General features: G+C 44.1%; 12 protein-coding genes and 1 riboswitch. Of the genes, 5 read left to right on the forward strand and 7 right to left on the reverse strand.

Going from position 1 to position 14,237, the window contains the following annotated elements; translation table 11 throughout:
- Window positions 1-126 precede the first annotated feature (126 nt).
- From J7E32_RS07260 to J7E32_RS07280, 5 genes are all read left to right on the forward strand, one after another.
- Window positions 127-1,341 carry a metal ABC transporter solute-binding protein, Zn/Mn family gene (locus tag J7E32_RS07260; RefSeq protein WP_214905738.1) on the forward strand — a complete coding sequence of 405 codons (1,215 nt, stop codon included), beginning with the start codon at window positions 127-129 and terminating at the stop codon, window positions 1,339-1,341.
- Window positions 1,342-1,417: 76 nt separating this feature from the next.
- The gene (locus J7E32_RS07265; protein ID WP_214905740.1) at window positions 1,418-2,413 is read left to right on the forward strand and encodes a permease; all 996 of its coding nucleotides are present in this window, start codon (window positions 1,418-1,420) and stop codon (window positions 2,411-2,413) included.
- A 12-nt stretch (window positions 2,414-2,425) separates the two neighbouring features.
- A complete protein-coding gene (locus J7E32_RS07270; protein WP_214905742.1) occupies window positions 2,426-3,427 on the forward strand; it encodes a TIGR03943 family putative permease subunit in 1,002 nt (333 codons plus the stop codon).
- Window positions 3,428-3,766: 339 nt separating this feature from the next.
- Window positions 3,767-5,074 (forward strand): MFS transporter, encoded by a 1,308-nt coding sequence (locus J7E32_RS07275; protein WP_214905744.1) that lies wholly within the window; start codon window positions 3,767-3,769, stop codon window positions 5,072-5,074.
- Window positions 5,075-5,213: 139 nt separating this feature from the next.
- The gene (locus tag J7E32_RS07280; protein WP_214905746.1) at window positions 5,214-5,396 is read left to right on the forward strand and encodes a hypothetical protein; all 183 of its coding nucleotides are present in this window, start codon (window positions 5,214-5,216) and stop codon (window positions 5,394-5,396) included.
- Window positions 5,397-5,473: 77 nt separating this feature from the next.
- On the opposite strand, the gene J7E32_RS07285 is transcribed toward J7E32_RS07280, so the two are convergent.
- The 7 genes from J7E32_RS07285 to sstT form a co-directional block, all read right to left on the reverse strand.
- Window positions 5,474-6,457, reverse strand: coding sequence for an EAL domain-containing protein (locus tag J7E32_RS07285; RefSeq protein ID WP_214905749.1), 984 nt, complete (start codon window positions 6,455-6,457; stop codon window positions 5,474-5,476).
- Between the two features lie 199 nt (window positions 6,458-6,656).
- On the reverse strand, window positions 6,657-7,769 hold the full coding sequence (locus J7E32_RS07290; RefSeq protein ID WP_214905752.1) for a flavin monoamine oxidase family protein: 1,113 nt from the start codon (window positions 7,767-7,769) through the stop codon (window positions 6,657-6,659).
- Window positions 7,770-7,853: 84 nt separating this feature from the next.
- Window positions 7,854-8,414: a sugar O-acetyltransferase gene (locus tag J7E32_RS07295; protein WP_214905754.1), complete on the reverse strand. Its 561-nt coding sequence runs from the start codon at window positions 8,412-8,414 to the stop codon at window positions 7,854-7,856.
- 123 nt (window positions 8,415-8,537) lie between these two features.
- Window positions 8,538-9,575, reverse strand: coding sequence for a ribonucleotide-diphosphate reductase subunit beta (locus J7E32_RS07300; RefSeq protein ID WP_214905757.1), 1,038 nt, complete (start codon window positions 9,573-9,575; stop codon window positions 8,538-8,540).
- Window positions 9,576-9,594: 19 nt separating this feature from the next.
- Window positions 9,595-11,826 (reverse strand): ribonucleoside-diphosphate reductase subunit alpha, encoded by a 2,232-nt coding sequence (locus J7E32_RS07305; RefSeq protein ID WP_214905760.1) that lies wholly within the window; start codon window positions 11,824-11,826, stop codon window positions 9,595-9,597.
- Window positions 11,804-12,313 (reverse strand): acyl-CoA thioesterase, encoded by a 510-nt coding sequence (locus J7E32_RS07310; protein WP_214905762.1) that lies wholly within the window; start codon window positions 12,311-12,313, stop codon window positions 11,804-11,806. Before J7E32_RS07310 ends, J7E32_RS07305 begins: the two co-directional genes overlap by 23 nt.
- 159 nt (window positions 12,314-12,472) lie before the next feature.
- Window positions 12,473-12,657, reverse strand: a riboswitch (cobalamin riboswitch).
- Window positions 12,658-12,839: 182 nt separating this feature from the next.
- Entirely contained in the window at window positions 12,840-14,078 is a 1,239-nt protein-coding gene (gene sstT / locus J7E32_RS07315) for a serine/threonine transporter SstT (RefSeq protein WP_214905827.1), read from the reverse strand.
- Window positions 14,079-14,237 lie beyond the last annotated feature (159 nt).

The following is a 14,237-nucleotide window of genomic DNA, read 5'->3' on the forward strand; positions in this document are numbered from 1 at the left end:
CCAATCGCCTATCAAAAATTTTCAAATCGTAATGATTACGAAAATCATTTACAAAAATAAATTTCTGTTTTACACTTTAAATCGTAATCATTTCGATTAACAAAAATATGGTTTAAGGAGATCACAATGAAAATTGCTAAACTATCACTTGGTTTACTGTTATTAGTGGGTTTGACACTAGCTGGATGTTCCACCAGCAAGAAATCCGCCAGCAAAAATAATTCAGAAGCTGCTAAGCTGACGGTCTATACAACCATCTACCCTCTTCAGGATTTTGCGAAAAAAATCGGCGGGGAATTCGTGGATGTGGAAAGCATCTATCCTCCTAATGTTGACGCCCATAGCTTCGAACCAAGCACGAAAGATATGATGAAGCTTGCTGAAGCCGATTTATTCATTTATTCCGGTGCCGGAATCGAAGGGTTTGCGGAAAAAGCGGAGCAAGCCTTAAAAAATGAAAAGGTCAAGATTGTAAAAGCCACAGAAAATGTAAAAATGATTGAGTCTTCCCATGATCATTCTCATGAAGGAGAAGATGCTCATTCCGATGAAGAGCACCATGACGAAAAAGCCACTCACTCCGATGAAGAACACCATGACGAAGAAGCCGCTCACTCCGAAGAAGAGCACCATGACGAAAAAGCCGCTCACTCTGATGAAAATCACCATGACGAAGATGCCGCTCACTCCGAAAAAGAGCACCATGACGAAGATACCGCTCACTCGGACGAAGAACAGCATAACGAAGAAAACGCTCACTCGGATGCAGATCACCACGACGAAGAAAACACTCATTCCGACGAGGACCACCATGATAAAAACTTAGACCCTCATGTTTGGCTTGATCCAATCCTGTCTATCAAACTGGCATCAAATATCAAAGATTCCTTGATCGAGCTTATGCCTGATCGCGAACAGGAATTTGAACGGAATTTCGCGCAACTAGAGAAAGACCTGAAGGAATTGGACAATGAATTCAAGACTGTGATTGACCAGGCTGAAAACAAACATCTGCTTGTTGCTCATGAAGCGTATGGATACTGGGCAAATAGATACGGAATCATTCAGATTGCTGTGAATGGACTTTCTCCTACCCAGGAGCCTTCACAACGAGAATTGACAAAGTTAATTGAAGAAGCAAAAGAACATAATTTGAAATACATTGCGTTTGAACAGAATGTGTCGTCCCGTGTGGCTGAAATGATTCAAAGGGAAATTGGTGCCGAGACAGTCACCTTATATAACCTTGAGTCCGTCTCAGCTGAAGATATGAAAAATCAAGAAGACTATTTCAGCCTGATGCGAAAGAATCTTCAGACCCTGGATAAAGTGTTAAATTGATAGTCTTTTTTACTAGATTGCACATATTTTCTTTATTCCATTAGTACAATCTAGTAAATGTAACTAGGAGGATAAAATGATTCGATTAATCCGATCTAATTTATTGGACATTACAGGTTTTATGGTGATTCTGGCTTTTCTCATGCTGTTAAGCCTTGGGATGGGGTTTCAAAGTAAGCTGGAAATCCCCTCTTCCATTCTGAATCTGAATACGATATTCCTTAGTATCTTAATAGAAGCCTTCCCGTTCGTTCTGATCGGGGTGCTGATTGCGGGGATGATTCAGATTTTTGTCACCGAGGAGCATATAAGCAGGTGGATTCCTAAGAACAAATATTTGGCGATTGTCATGAGCTGCAGTGTTGGCGCTCTTTTTCCGGCCTGCGAATGCGGAATCGTGCCAATCATCCGCAGACTCGTTGGCAAAGGTGTCCCGATAGCAGCTGCGATTGGCTTCATGCTGACAGGTCCCCTCATCAATCCGATAGTCATTGCGTCTACATATATGGCTTTTGGCAACGATTTTAAAATCGCTGCGCTTCGAATGGGGCTGGGATTTGCCATCGCGATTCTTGTCGCCTTCATGGTTGGCATGATATTCAAAGGAACGCAGTTCAAGAAAAGCACCTCCTTGCACGTCCATAGTCATTCCAAGAAACAGTCCTTCCTCGAAAAATTCTGGGCCATGCTCCAGCATTCAATTGATGAGTTTTTCGACATGGCCAAGTATCTGATCATCGGAGCGTTCCTGGCCGCTCTGGTCCAGACCTATATGCCGGCGAAGACATTATTGGAAATTGGCAGTGGTGCGGCTTCCTCACTGGCTGTCATGATGGGACTTGCTTACTTCCTGTCTCTTTGTTCTGAGGCAGATGCCTTCATTGGGGCTTCGTTCAGCAGTATCTTCCCTTCAACCTCGATCCTTGGCTTCCTGATTTTCGGGCCGATGATTGACTTGAAAAATACGCTGATCATGATGAGCGTGTTCCGGGTTAAATTTGTCATGACCGTCCTTGCGCTCGTCGCTGGGACTGTATTCACCATTCTCATGCTGTTTGGCGGCATGCTATAGGAGGTCTTGTCCATGCAATTCCATGCACAGCAGGCGGCAAGGTCCCTGATCCTGCTCGGATTTTCCGCCTTGATTTATATGCTGCATTTTACAGGTAAGATTTATTTATTCATTAATCCGAAGTATTTGCTTTTAAGCCAGGCAGCCGCGTTTCTATTTTTGATCCTGTTTTTTATCCAGATTACACGAGTCTGGACAATAAAAACGGAACATGACCACGACTCCTGCAGTCATGTAGGCGAATGCTGCTCACATGATGATCATGACCACTTCCATGACCATGGGACAACACCTTTTTCAGCAAAAAAACTGGTGTCCTACTTGATTATTGTCCTGCCTCTTTTATCAGGCTTTATGCTGCCTGCAAAAGTCCTCGACTCCGAGATCGCTGATAAAAAGGGCGCGATGCTGTCAATTGCTGGTTCTAGTAAAAGTGGACAGGGAAACCAGTCAACAAGTGAAAAAACAGAACAGGCAGATAGCCAGGGAACTGGCGAGGGCGCTCAGCCGCCAGAGGAAAGTGATTATCAGGCTGGACAAAGCACTGACATACCCGAAGGCACCGAGACTGCCACCGGATATGAAAATCAAATGACCGATGAAGAGTACAATGAAAAGATAAAAGATTTGGAGGAAGGGTCCACCATCATTTTTAACGACAGTATCTATTCATCCTACTATGAGGAAATCAGCTCCGACATCGATAAGTTCCAGGGCCGGAAGGTAAGCCTCTATGGATTCGTTTATAAAGAGGAAGGCTTTGCAGAAAACCAGCTGGTCGTATCTCGTTTCCTGGTCACCCACTGTGTCGCAGATGCCAGCATCATTGGATTTTTGTCAGAATTCCCGGATGCAGCAACCATCGAGAAGGACACATGGATTAAAATAGAAGGCGTCATCGAAACAGGGTCTTACATGGATACCCCTATCCCCCTTGTAAAAGTCTCTAAATGGGAGATTACTGAAGAACCGGCAGTTCCTTATTTATACCCTGTCTCCATAAAAAGAGAATAAAGGTTCACCTTGCCATAACTACGCTTTGCTTCTCGTCCAATCAAAGAAAGAAGGGCAAAGAATTACCCTCATATAGCGGTAATTCTTTGCCCTTTTTTGATTCCCACTTTATTCAGCTTTTCCTGCAGCTTCCCTATTTTTTGCTTTTAAATCGGGTTTCTTCTAAGGTAAAACCCCCATAGGTACCGGGTTTTATCACCCTCTGTCATAAAGTGTTCAAGACTTTTTGACAGAATTGTGTGCACTAAAAGAATTGTGAGGTACGTCACACCTGCTTCGTGATATAAATGGTTTATTAATCTTATCAACACCCACTCAAAATTATTTGGAGGAATTAAAATGGCTCGCATAAATAAATGGAATCCTGAAGACGATGGTTTTTGGCAATCCGAAGGCAAAAAGCACGCCCAGCGGAATTTATGGATTTCAGTCCCTTCCTTGATGCTCGCGTTCATTGTCTGGCAGATTTGGTCTGTAGTCGCAATTCGCTTGAATGATATTGGCTTTAGTTTTACTGATCAGCAGCTTTTCACTTTGGCAGCAATGCCTGGTCTTGTTGGTGCAACTTTACGATTTGTGTATACCTTTGGCGTTGGTATGATGGGCGGACGTAACTGGACGGTCCTGTCAACAGCTGTCCTCGCGATTCCAGCAATCGGAATCGGTTTTGCAGTCCAGAATCCTGACACACCATATTCTGTCATGCTTTTACTGGCAGCACTTTCCGGCCTGGGTGGCGGTAACTTTTCAAGTTCTTCATCCAACATCAGCTTCTTTTTCCCGAAAAAAGCACGTGGAACCGCACTTGGCATCAATGGCGGTTTAGGCAACATGGGTGTATCAGTCGTTCAATTCGTAACACCATTGATCATTACAACTGGAACTTTCGCTTTTATCGCTGGCGATGGACAGAAATTGTCTAACGGCCAGGAAGTATTTCTGCAAAACGCAGCATTCATCTGGCTTGTGCCAATCGCGATTGTCACGATTGCCGCATGGTTCGGCATGGATAACCTGCCTGGAACAAAGCAATCATTCTCTGATCAATTCGTTATTGTTAAAAGAAAGCACACTTGGATCATGACATGGCTTTACGTTGCAACATTCGGTTCATTCATCGGTTACTCAGCGGCATTCCCGCTATTATTGAAATCACAGTTCCCTGAATATATCTCTTTAGCCTTCTTAGGAGCTTTCCTTGCTGCTGCATCACGTCCTGTTGGCGGATGGCTTGCTGATAAGATGGGTGGAGCCAAACTGACTTCGATCGTGTTGGTCGTAATGATGGTCGGAGCAGGAAGCGTCATTTACTTCCTTGGCACAAAGCAATTCGGCGGCTTCCTGGTTTCATTCATGATTTTGTTCATTGCTTCTGGAATCGGTTCTGGTTCAACATTCCAAATGATCCCGGGAATCTTCGTTCCAAAAGAAGCAGCACCAGTGCTCGGATTTACCGCAGCATTCGCAGCATATGGATCATTCCTGATTCCAAAACTGTTCGGCTGGTCCATCAATATTTCCGGAGGCTATGCACCGGCATTCTTCATCTTCATTGGCTTCTATGTACTGTCTATCACCTTAAACTGGTATTACTACCAGAGAAAAGAGTCAGTTGCGGTACTTGAAGCGCAAAAGACAACAGCCTAATTTCAAAAAGCCTCGCCCAATTAGCATTTAGCCGGGCGAGGCTTTTTGCCAAATTTTATGTTTATCCGATAATTTTCGTGGGTAATTAGAACTATATACAGAGAGAGAATGATTGATATACCAAAAGGGGGAGATTAAGTTGCTTACACTTTTTCTATTCCATAGGGAACTAAATCAACTGAAAGATGAATATCAAACAAGTGCTGATCTAAATATAAAAGCGCAAATTTCGAAGGATATCGCGCTCCTGACAGAAGCGATAAAAGAAATGAAAGAGGCTTGGGAAGCAAAATATCCCCTGAATTCACCCGAGAATATATAGAAAAAAAACGAAAGCTCCGACAAGTGCTGGAGCTGGATTAACAAAAAGAAACCGTATTGAACGGTTTCTTTTTTATGTTACTTAACGCCAATTGGAGCAGGCTTTCCGAACAGATATCCCTGAAATAGCTGATATCCTTTTTCCTTAAGCCAATTAAAATCCTCCTCTAACTCGATTCCCTCCGCAAGCGGCACAGAACCAAGCCTCTTCGCTTCATCCAAAAACGCGGTTGCTGTCTTTTGCTTTTGTGTATCCGCGGCAACTCCCTGGACATACTTCATATCCAATTTCATATAATGTGGCTGCAGATCTGACAGCAGTTCAAGCGTACTATATCCTTCACCCACATCATCCAACGCATAACGGAAACCTTTTTCTTTGTAAAAAGCCAGGATCCTTTTCAGATGATCCGTGTCTTCCACGTTTTCTGTTTCCACCACTTCAAATACAAGCCGATCAGGGTTGACTCCCAACCGATTTGCCAGCATAGTGGTCGATTTCAGACAGAACTCCGGTGAATAAATCGAAGTCGGAATGAAATTGATAAAAACCTTTTTATCTGTAAAAGTTGAGGCCCTTACCGCAGCCATCCTACAAATCCGGTCAAGTGCATACAATCGGTCTCTTTTCCTCGCCGCACCGAAGATTTCACCAGGATAGATCATTGACCCATCCTCACGATAAAACCGTGCCAGCATCTCATACGCATAAACTTCGCCTTCAGCATTAAGAATCGGTTGGGCATGGCAGGTCACAGCCTCTTTAAGGATAACCTCGTCAATCCACTGGCTTTCGAGAATACCTTCTGCATCTGCCACTGGCCGCCACTCTTCATGATCCAGCCGAAAAAAGACCTTGTCCGACTCCATATGATCATGGCAAAAATCAAGGAAATCCCTCATTCCCGCTTCTCTTACAACCAAAGCATCCCCATCAGCCCGAAGCAAATCACCGTTACGGTCCATATGGCGGACCACTTCAGGAAAGGTGAACAAATTCCGTTCTCCATCAACTTTGATTTCAAACTGTAACTTCCCTACCACACACGCATTACAACTCATGTATTACAGCTTCCTCTCAAGTTAGTTATTTTAACTATATCATTGCTGTGTAGGTAATATGAACTATTTAACCTTCACCGTTCCTTTCAACGGTGAATAGAAGGCGATCATGCAAAATATTTCCCACCAATGAACATCAAAAAAAAACGCCTCTTCCCAATTATCGGAAAGTTAGCGTTTTATTTTACCTCTCTACTCATTACAATAGATTGTTTTTAACCGATTCCATCACTATTGATACCGCTCGCTCAGCTGCCTGAAGCGCTCCTTCAAGATGCCCTCCATGGCCAGACGCTGTTTCTGTACCGGCAAAAATAACCCGCTTTTCCCATGAACTCTTTCCTGCCGGAAGCCCATATTCCGGGAAGCTGGTCAACGGCTGTGCATCTTCCTCCACAGCAGTTTCTGGATCGCTCGCCCAGTCTTTGTAAAGAAGAGCTAGAGGTTTTCCAGCTTGAGGGCCAAACAGCCTTGTCAATTGGTCAGTCACTTGTCTCAGGATTTGTTCCTCACCAAGTTCTTGACGCATTTTTGAAGGAATCCCGAAGAAACCAAAAAGTGCGCCATATCCAGTTTCAGGTGAAGCATCATGAATTTCCTGCAAAGGCCCGGCCCAGCTTGTGACCTGACCGGAAAGACCGGCATCCCTCCAGAATGTGCGTTCATAAACAGCTACTGCCTTAGCCTGTCCCGCCATCCACGTGGGCTTGTCTTTCAGGCCGGCTATCAGCCCATCAGGAAGTGCCGGTGAAAAAGCAATCCTTTCCACAACGATTCGAGGCGGCAAAGCCAGGATTACAGCTGCGGCCCGAATGCTTTTCTTTTTTCCATCAGCCTGTTCTGCTTCTATTGTGACTCCGCCGGACTGATCCAGTTGAATTGCATTAACCCGGGTATTCAGTAAGACTGTCTCAGACGGAAGTGAGGAAACGAGAGCGCCAATCAGGGACTGGATCCCACCGGCCAGTCGTACTGACCTCTCAACTGCGCCCTCTGGCAGAACATGGCGCTGCACCTGTCCGGTTTGCGATTGCTCAAAAAGCATCGCTCCTCGGGTGTGCTGTTCAATGGTTGGCAATCCAAGGTCTTTCACCAATTTGGTGATGGCAAGCTCGTGATTCGGCCAAAACCAGGTCGGGCCCAAATCAAAACGGCCGAGCTCCGGCATGTCTTTGGCTGCCATGCTCAAAACCCTGCCCCCAATCCGGTTGCGCGCCTCCAGGACTTTGCAGCTTATGCCTTTTGATTGCAGTAAAGAGGCAGCACGAAGACCTGATAGGCCAGCCCCGACAATCACAACCTGTTCTTTCATTCTTGTTTCCTCCATTCATTCACACTTCGTTCCGCCCAGGGAGAGGTTTGATCTCCTATCCAGAAACAGGCCAAGGTACCATGTTTAAAGTTCAATCTGTTTAATAACTCTGGCTGGATTTCCGCCAACGACCACATTATCCGGCACATCCTTCGTAACGACTGCCCCTGAAGCGATCACGACATTGTCACCCACCGTTACCCCCGGGTTTATGATGGCACTTCCGCCAATCCAGACATTGTTTCCAAACGTAATCGGCTTGGCATATTCCCTTCCTGAATTCCGTTCATCTGGATGAAGTGGATGTGTAGCTGTATAGATCTGTACGCCTGGTGCGAGCATACAATTGTCGCCAAACCGGACTTCACAAACATCGAGGATGGTACAATCAAAATTGGCAAAAAAATTCTCTCCGACATAGGTGTTAAAGCCGTAATCAAAGCGGATATTTGGCTCCATAACGACAGTTTCTCCAGTTGAACCAAGCAACTCCTTCAATAACTGTGTCCGTTTTTCGCCTTCGGTTTCCAGTGTTTGATTATAGATTCTAACCTTACGTCTGGCTTCCTCACGTTCTTTTATCAAAACAGGGTCAGCAGGATTACACATTTCCCCGGCCAACATCTTCTCTTTTTCCGTTTTCATTCTGAAGCCCCACTTTCTAATGAAGTATAGTGGACGCTAAAAAATGGAAGCAAAGGGAGGTCCCAATGCTTCCATTTTATCAAATAATAGTGAAACTTATAAAATGAACGAGCACAGCTCATTTTATAGTTCATCAAAACCGTTCTCATCAGATGTTTTCGTGTACTGTCTTGATTTTTGCTCAAAGAAGTCGGTTTTGCCAAGGTCTACTTCCTGATAGGCGATAATCCATCTTAACGGATTGGTCCGATGTCCTTCGAAGGGTGCATTGAAACCTAATTGTTCTGCACGTTTGTTTGCCATGAACTTTATATAGGCTTCCACGTCTGACATGAGCAGTCCATCAATCTCGTTTCCGATAATATATTCAGCCCACTCAATCTCCAACAGAGCAGCTTCCCGGAAAGCTGCAGTTCCAAATTCCCTCAATGATTCTGTGTTGTACTCGGGATTTTCACGGAGGACCTCTTTGAAAATCTTTTCGAATAACCCTACATGAAGCTGTTCGTCACGGTTGATGTAGTTAATCATTGTGCTCGTGCCGACCATTTTCTGATTTCGGGCCAGATTATAAAAGAAGGCGAAGCCCGAGTAAAAAAACAGACCTTCAAGGATGACATCATAGACAATCGAATGCAATAGATTTTCAATGCTTGGATTTTCCGCGAACCCTTTATAGCCGTCGGTAATAAATTCATTCCGCTTTCGCAGGATTGGTTCTGTCCTCCAATAATCGAACACTTCCTCCTGCTTCGCTTTGGATACGATGCTTGACAGCACATAGCTGTAGGAATGATTATGGATTACTTCCTGCTGAGCCAAAACAATCATCAGTGCATTTAAGCTGGAGTCTGTGAGATAGTCGGCAACTTTACCGGCATAGTCTGTTTGAATGCTGTCAAGCAGTGCCAGCAGCCCGATGATTTTTAAAAAGGCATCCTGTTCCTTTTCCGTAAGCATGGGGAATTGCTTTATGTCCTTTGACATATTGATCTCAAAAGGAGTCCAAAAATTCCCCAGCATCCTTTTATACTTCGGATAGGCCCACGGGAAGCGCACATCATCCCAGTTCAATACATTTGAACTGAGTCCATTTATAATAGCAGTCGAAGCATTGGGAGCCTCGGCGTCTACAAGAGTTCTTTTCTTCAATTGCGTCATTCTTATCCGTCCTTTTCTCTTAACTATGGCAGCTCTCACATTCGTCAAACTCACTGCTGGAAGTGGAGCGGACATAATACGTCGTTTTCAATCCGGACTTCCAGGCGTCCATATGCAGATCCAGCAACGCTTTTGCCTTGATGTTGTTTGTCACGTAAAAATTAAACGAAATGGATTGATCGATATGGCGCTGGCGCCGCGCATTCTGCCTGATGCTCCAATGCTGGTCAACGTTATAGGCTGTCTTATAAAACCACATCGTTTCGGTAGACAGATCCGGCGCGGTCACCGGAATCTTGTAATCTTTCTTTTCCTCGGAGTATTCCAGCCTGAAAATCGGGTCAATGCTTGCTGTCGAACCTGCTAAAATTGAGGTCGAAGAGTTTGGTGCAACCGCCAAGAGGTACCCGTTTCTGATTCCATGGTGCTTCACTTCTCCAGCGAGGTTGTTCCACTTTTCACCAGTATATTGTCTCTTCACGAAAAACTGTCCATTACTCCAGTCAGAGCCTTCGAAATAAGGATATGCCCCTTTTTCTTTTGCCAGCTCAAGGCTTGCGCTGATTGTAAAAAAAGCGATATTTTCATAGAGACGATCACAATACTCCACCGCTTCTTCGCTTTCCCATTTGATTTCTTTTAGAGCCAGAAGGTGGTGCCAGCCGAATGTCCCCAGTCCGATTCCCCTGTAGTTCTTGTTGGTTATTTGCGCCTGTAGGACAGGAATATCATTGATATCGATGACATTATCCAGCATTCTGACCTGGATATTGATCACTCTTTCCAGGACATCATCCATCACACTTTTCGCTAAAGAGATCGAGGACAAGTTGCATACAACAAAGTCACCCGGTTTTTTATAGATTAAAATCTTTCCGTCCTTCACTGTTTCCTCTTGCAAAAGGGTTGGGCTCATATTCTGTGTGATTTCCGTACAGAGATTGCTGCAGTAGATCATCCCTTTATGGTGATTAGCATTGAGCCTGTTCACCTGATCCCTGTAAAACATGTACGGTGTTCCGGTTTCAAGCTGAGAAATCATGATCGATTTAAAGATTTCAATGGCAGGGACCCTCTCATGTGACAAATCAGGATGGTTGACGCAGGCCCAGTATTTTTCACGGAAGGAGCCTGATCCCTTTTCCTCATCGAAATAATCTTCAAGCGAAAATCCCATGACACTCCTCACTTCATGAGGATCGAACAGATACCAGTCCCCTCGTTTTTCGACTTGTTCCATAAATAAATCGGGGATGCAAATGCCTGTGAATAAATCATGTGTCCTTTGTCGCTCGTCTCCATTGTTCAGTTTGGCATCAAGGAACGGGAAGACATCCTTATGCCATACATCAAGGTAAACAGCAATCGCACCCTGGCGCTGCCCTAATTGATCAACAGAAACAGCGGTGTTATTCAGCTGCTTCATCCAGGGAATGACTCCGGAACTGACACCTTTAAAACCCTTGATATCACTGCCTCGGCTCCTGATTTTGCCAAGATAGACGCCAATGCCGCCGCCATTTTTGCTCAAGGTGGAGATATCTGTATTACAGTCGTAAATACTCCTCAAATCATCAGCTACTGTATCAATAAAGCAGCTCGATAGCTGGCCATAGCTTTTCCCAGCATTCGATAAAGTCGGTGTGGCGACTGTCATATATAGGTTGGAAAGCGCCCAATATGCCTCTTCCACTAACTGAAGCCGTTTCTCCTTTGGTTCTTCAGCCAGCAACGTCATGGCAATTATCATAAATCGCTCCTGTGGCAGTTCGGCAAAATCGTCATTTTGTGTACGTGCCAGATATCTTTCCGCCATGGTTAAAAGTCCTATATATGTAAACAGCTTGTCTCTTTCTGGATCAATGACTTTTTCCAGGTAATTCATTTCTTCACGGGAGTAGGATGTTAAGACCTTACAATCATAAATTCCAATTTCTATTAAGCTATTGATTAGTTCATAGAATGAACCGTAACCAGTTTCTGCGCGTGTATTTCTAAAATCTGCGCTAAGCTTGTATAATTTTTTCAGATAAAACCCTGCAGCCACATACGTCCATTCAGGCTCGTTCCGGCTGATTCGTTCAACTGCGGTCAAAATCAGCATGTTCTGGACCTGGTCATTCGTCATATTCTTAACTTGCAGGGCTTGGTCCGTCTTTTCTTTGAATAGTTGAAAATCCAGTTTAGGAAACGACCGCTCTATTTCTGCGATCAGCCTAGCTGCATTTTCATCCTTTACTTCGATACTCATTCAACATTCCTCCAACCTGGTTACTTTCTCTCATTTCCAGCCTGCGCTGCCTTCTCATTTCGGCAGTCTTGAACATCTCTCGTTCTTCATCATTTTCGGGAATGACCTTCGCAACCGGTACAGGTGCACCGGTGTCATCCTTCGCGACCATGGTAAGAATCGAAGTGGTCGTCAGCGTTTTCCTGCTAGTTTTCAAGTTTTCACTTTCCACTTTCACGAACACCTCCATCGACGTCCTGCCTGTTGAAATGACGACCGCTTCAAGTGTTAAAATATCGCCCACTACAGCGGAAGAAAGAAAGTTAACCGAGTCAATCGAGGCGGTGACAACTGCCCTTCTGCTGTGTTTCATCGCTACGATTGCGGCAATTTCATCAATATAGCTCAGCACGGTCCCGCCAAAAATCGTGCCAAGATGGTTTGTATCCGGCGGCAGGACGAGCCTGTTCTGAAAAGTCCTCGATACATTTGCTGATAATTTTTCCATTCATGACTCCTCTCTGAAAACCTCCCTGAAAAATAAGAAAAACCCATCTCGAAAGATGGGTTTAAGTAACGTTGATGTATTAACAGCTCATTTAAAGCGGTAAAAAACAGCATGAGCCTGTCAATTTATCCCCGTATACCTTCCCTATTCCCGAAGAAGATAACACGAATAAATATGGCAGGTCTCCTGACTTGTGCTTCACCCTAATTTAAGGCCTTCCCATCTATTTTTTAGACAGTGGTTCATCCTTATTTCGTCAGCACTTACAGTTGCGGGAACAGTTCTGGATTCTCACCAGATTCCCTATTAAGTCTTGTTCAGACACCATACTTACCGGTAATTACAATATTTAGTTATGAGACTATTCATCCAACACAAGATATCGTGTTATGAATTGATAGTAAATCATCTTTCATTCTTTTTCAACTATTTTTAATTCATCGTGAGGACCCTTTTTTTAAGACTACTAGCTCATATTCTGAGCAAAAAAAGGAAGCAGAGGTCCGTTCCCCTGCTTCCGTCCCTATTATGATGCTTTTTTGATTTCGATGACTTTTCCTTCATGACGCCACTTCTTAAATTCAACTGCAGCCGTAAATAATACGTCTGTCGATGAGTTAAGGGCTGTCTCAAAAGAATCCTGTAAAACACCGATGATAAAACCTACAGCAACTACCTGCATGGCAACATCATTCGGGATGCCGAACAAGCTGGAAGCGAGCGGGATCAGCAGAAGGGAACCACCAGCAACACCTGAAGCCCCCGCTGCACTGATGGCAGCCATAACACTTAGAAGAATAGCAGTAGGAATGTCAACCTGAATGCCAAGCGTATGAACTGCAGCCATTGTCATAACAGTAATCGTCACGGCGGCTCCAGCCATATTGATGGTTGCGCCTAAAGGAATGGAAACAGAATATGAATCCTTGTCCAATCCTAGGTCTTCACATATTTTAATATTAACAGGGATATTTGAAGCTGAACTGCGTGTAAAGAATGCTGTAATACCACTTTCTTTCAAACATTTGAATACCAGCGGATATGGATTCTGCCTTATTTGAGTGAATACAATGAGTGGATTGACCACAAGAGCCACAACAAGCATGACGCCAATCAGAACGGCAAGTAGTTTTCCATAGCCAAGCAAAGAGCTAAGTCCGTTTGCTGTAATCGATTCAAATACAAGTCCCATGATGCCAAGTGGAGCGAATTTTATCACCCAAGTGACGATTTTGGACATTGCATCAGATAAGTTTCCAATGACTGTTTTTGTTGAATCAGACGCATTCTTCAGAGCAAGTCCGACTAAGACTGCCCACGCTAAAATACCGATATAATTAGCATTCATAATAGCATTAACAGGATTATCAACAATGTTAAGCAGTACAGTTTTAAGAACCTCAACTACACTTCCAGGAGGTGCCAGGCCCTCAGCACCTGCTGTAAGCTTCAAGCTTACCGGGAACATAAAGCTGGCAATGACCGCAATAAGCCCGGCCGCAAATGTTCCTAGAAGATATAAAGAAACAATCGTCTTCATGTTTGTTTTCTGTCCACGTTTATGCTGGGCAATCGCCGACATAACCAGGAATAATACCAATACAGGAGCAACCGCCTTCAAGGCACTAACAAATAAAGATCCAAAAATAGCAACCGGCTTTGCTAGTTCCGGGATGGATAAAGCAAGAATAATACCAACCAACAAACCAACAATGATTTGTTTCACCAAGCTTACTTGATTCCACTTCCTCAGTAAATCTTTCATCGTCATCTCCCCCACATGTAAGTACTGTTGTTCATGGTTTTTCAAGAGGCCAACACCCATCAATGTCCTCCTTAAAAACACAACTGTTCGCGTACTATGTATTATAGATGTTGAAATGCTATATTACAATATAAAGATATTAGTATATGTAAAATTTGA

Source organism: Bacillus sp. ISL-55, assembly GCF_018613155.1.
Lineage (GTDB): Bacteria > Bacillota > Bacilli > Bacillales > Cytobacillaceae > Mesobacillus.

Coding starts and splice junctions, on each gene's coding strand:
- J7E32_RS07260 (WP_214905738.1), top strand. CDS start 127: ATGAAAATTGCTAAACTATCACTTGGTTTACTGTTATTAGTGGGTTTG.
- J7E32_RS07265 (WP_214905740.1), top strand. CDS start 1,418: ATGATTCGATTAATCCGATCTAATTTATTGGACATTACAGGTTTTATG.
- J7E32_RS07270 (WP_214905742.1), top strand. CDS start 2,426: ATGCAATTCCATGCACAGCAGGCGGCAAGGTCCCTGATCCTGCTCGGA.
- J7E32_RS07275 (WP_214905744.1), top strand. CDS start 3,767: ATGGCTCGCATAAATAAATGGAATCCTGAAGACGATGGTTTTTGGCAA.
- J7E32_RS07285 (WP_214905749.1), bottom strand. CDS start 6,457: ATGAGTTGTAATGCGTGTGTGGTAGGGAAGTTACAGTTTGAAATCAAA.
- J7E32_RS07290 (WP_214905752.1), bottom strand. CDS start 7,769: ATGAAAGAACAGGTTGTGATTGTCGGGGCTGGCCTATCAGGTCTTCGT.
- J7E32_RS07295 (WP_214905754.1), bottom strand. CDS start 8,414: ATGAAAACGGAAAAAGAGAAGATGTTGGCCGGGGAAATGTGTAATCCT.
- J7E32_RS07300 (WP_214905757.1), bottom strand. CDS start 9,575: ATGACGCAATTGAAGAAAAGAACTCTTGTAGACGCCGAGGCTCCCAAT.
- J7E32_RS07305 (WP_214905760.1), bottom strand. CDS start 11,826: ATGAGTATCGAAGTAAAGGATGAAAATGCAGCTAGGCTGATCGCAGAA.
- J7E32_RS07310 (WP_214905762.1), bottom strand. CDS start 12,313: ATGGAAAAATTATCAGCAAATGTATCGAGGACTTTTCAGAACAGGCTC.
- sstT (WP_214905827.1), bottom strand. CDS start 14,078: ATGAAAGATTTACTGAGGAAGTGGAATCAAGTAAGCTTGGTGAAACAA.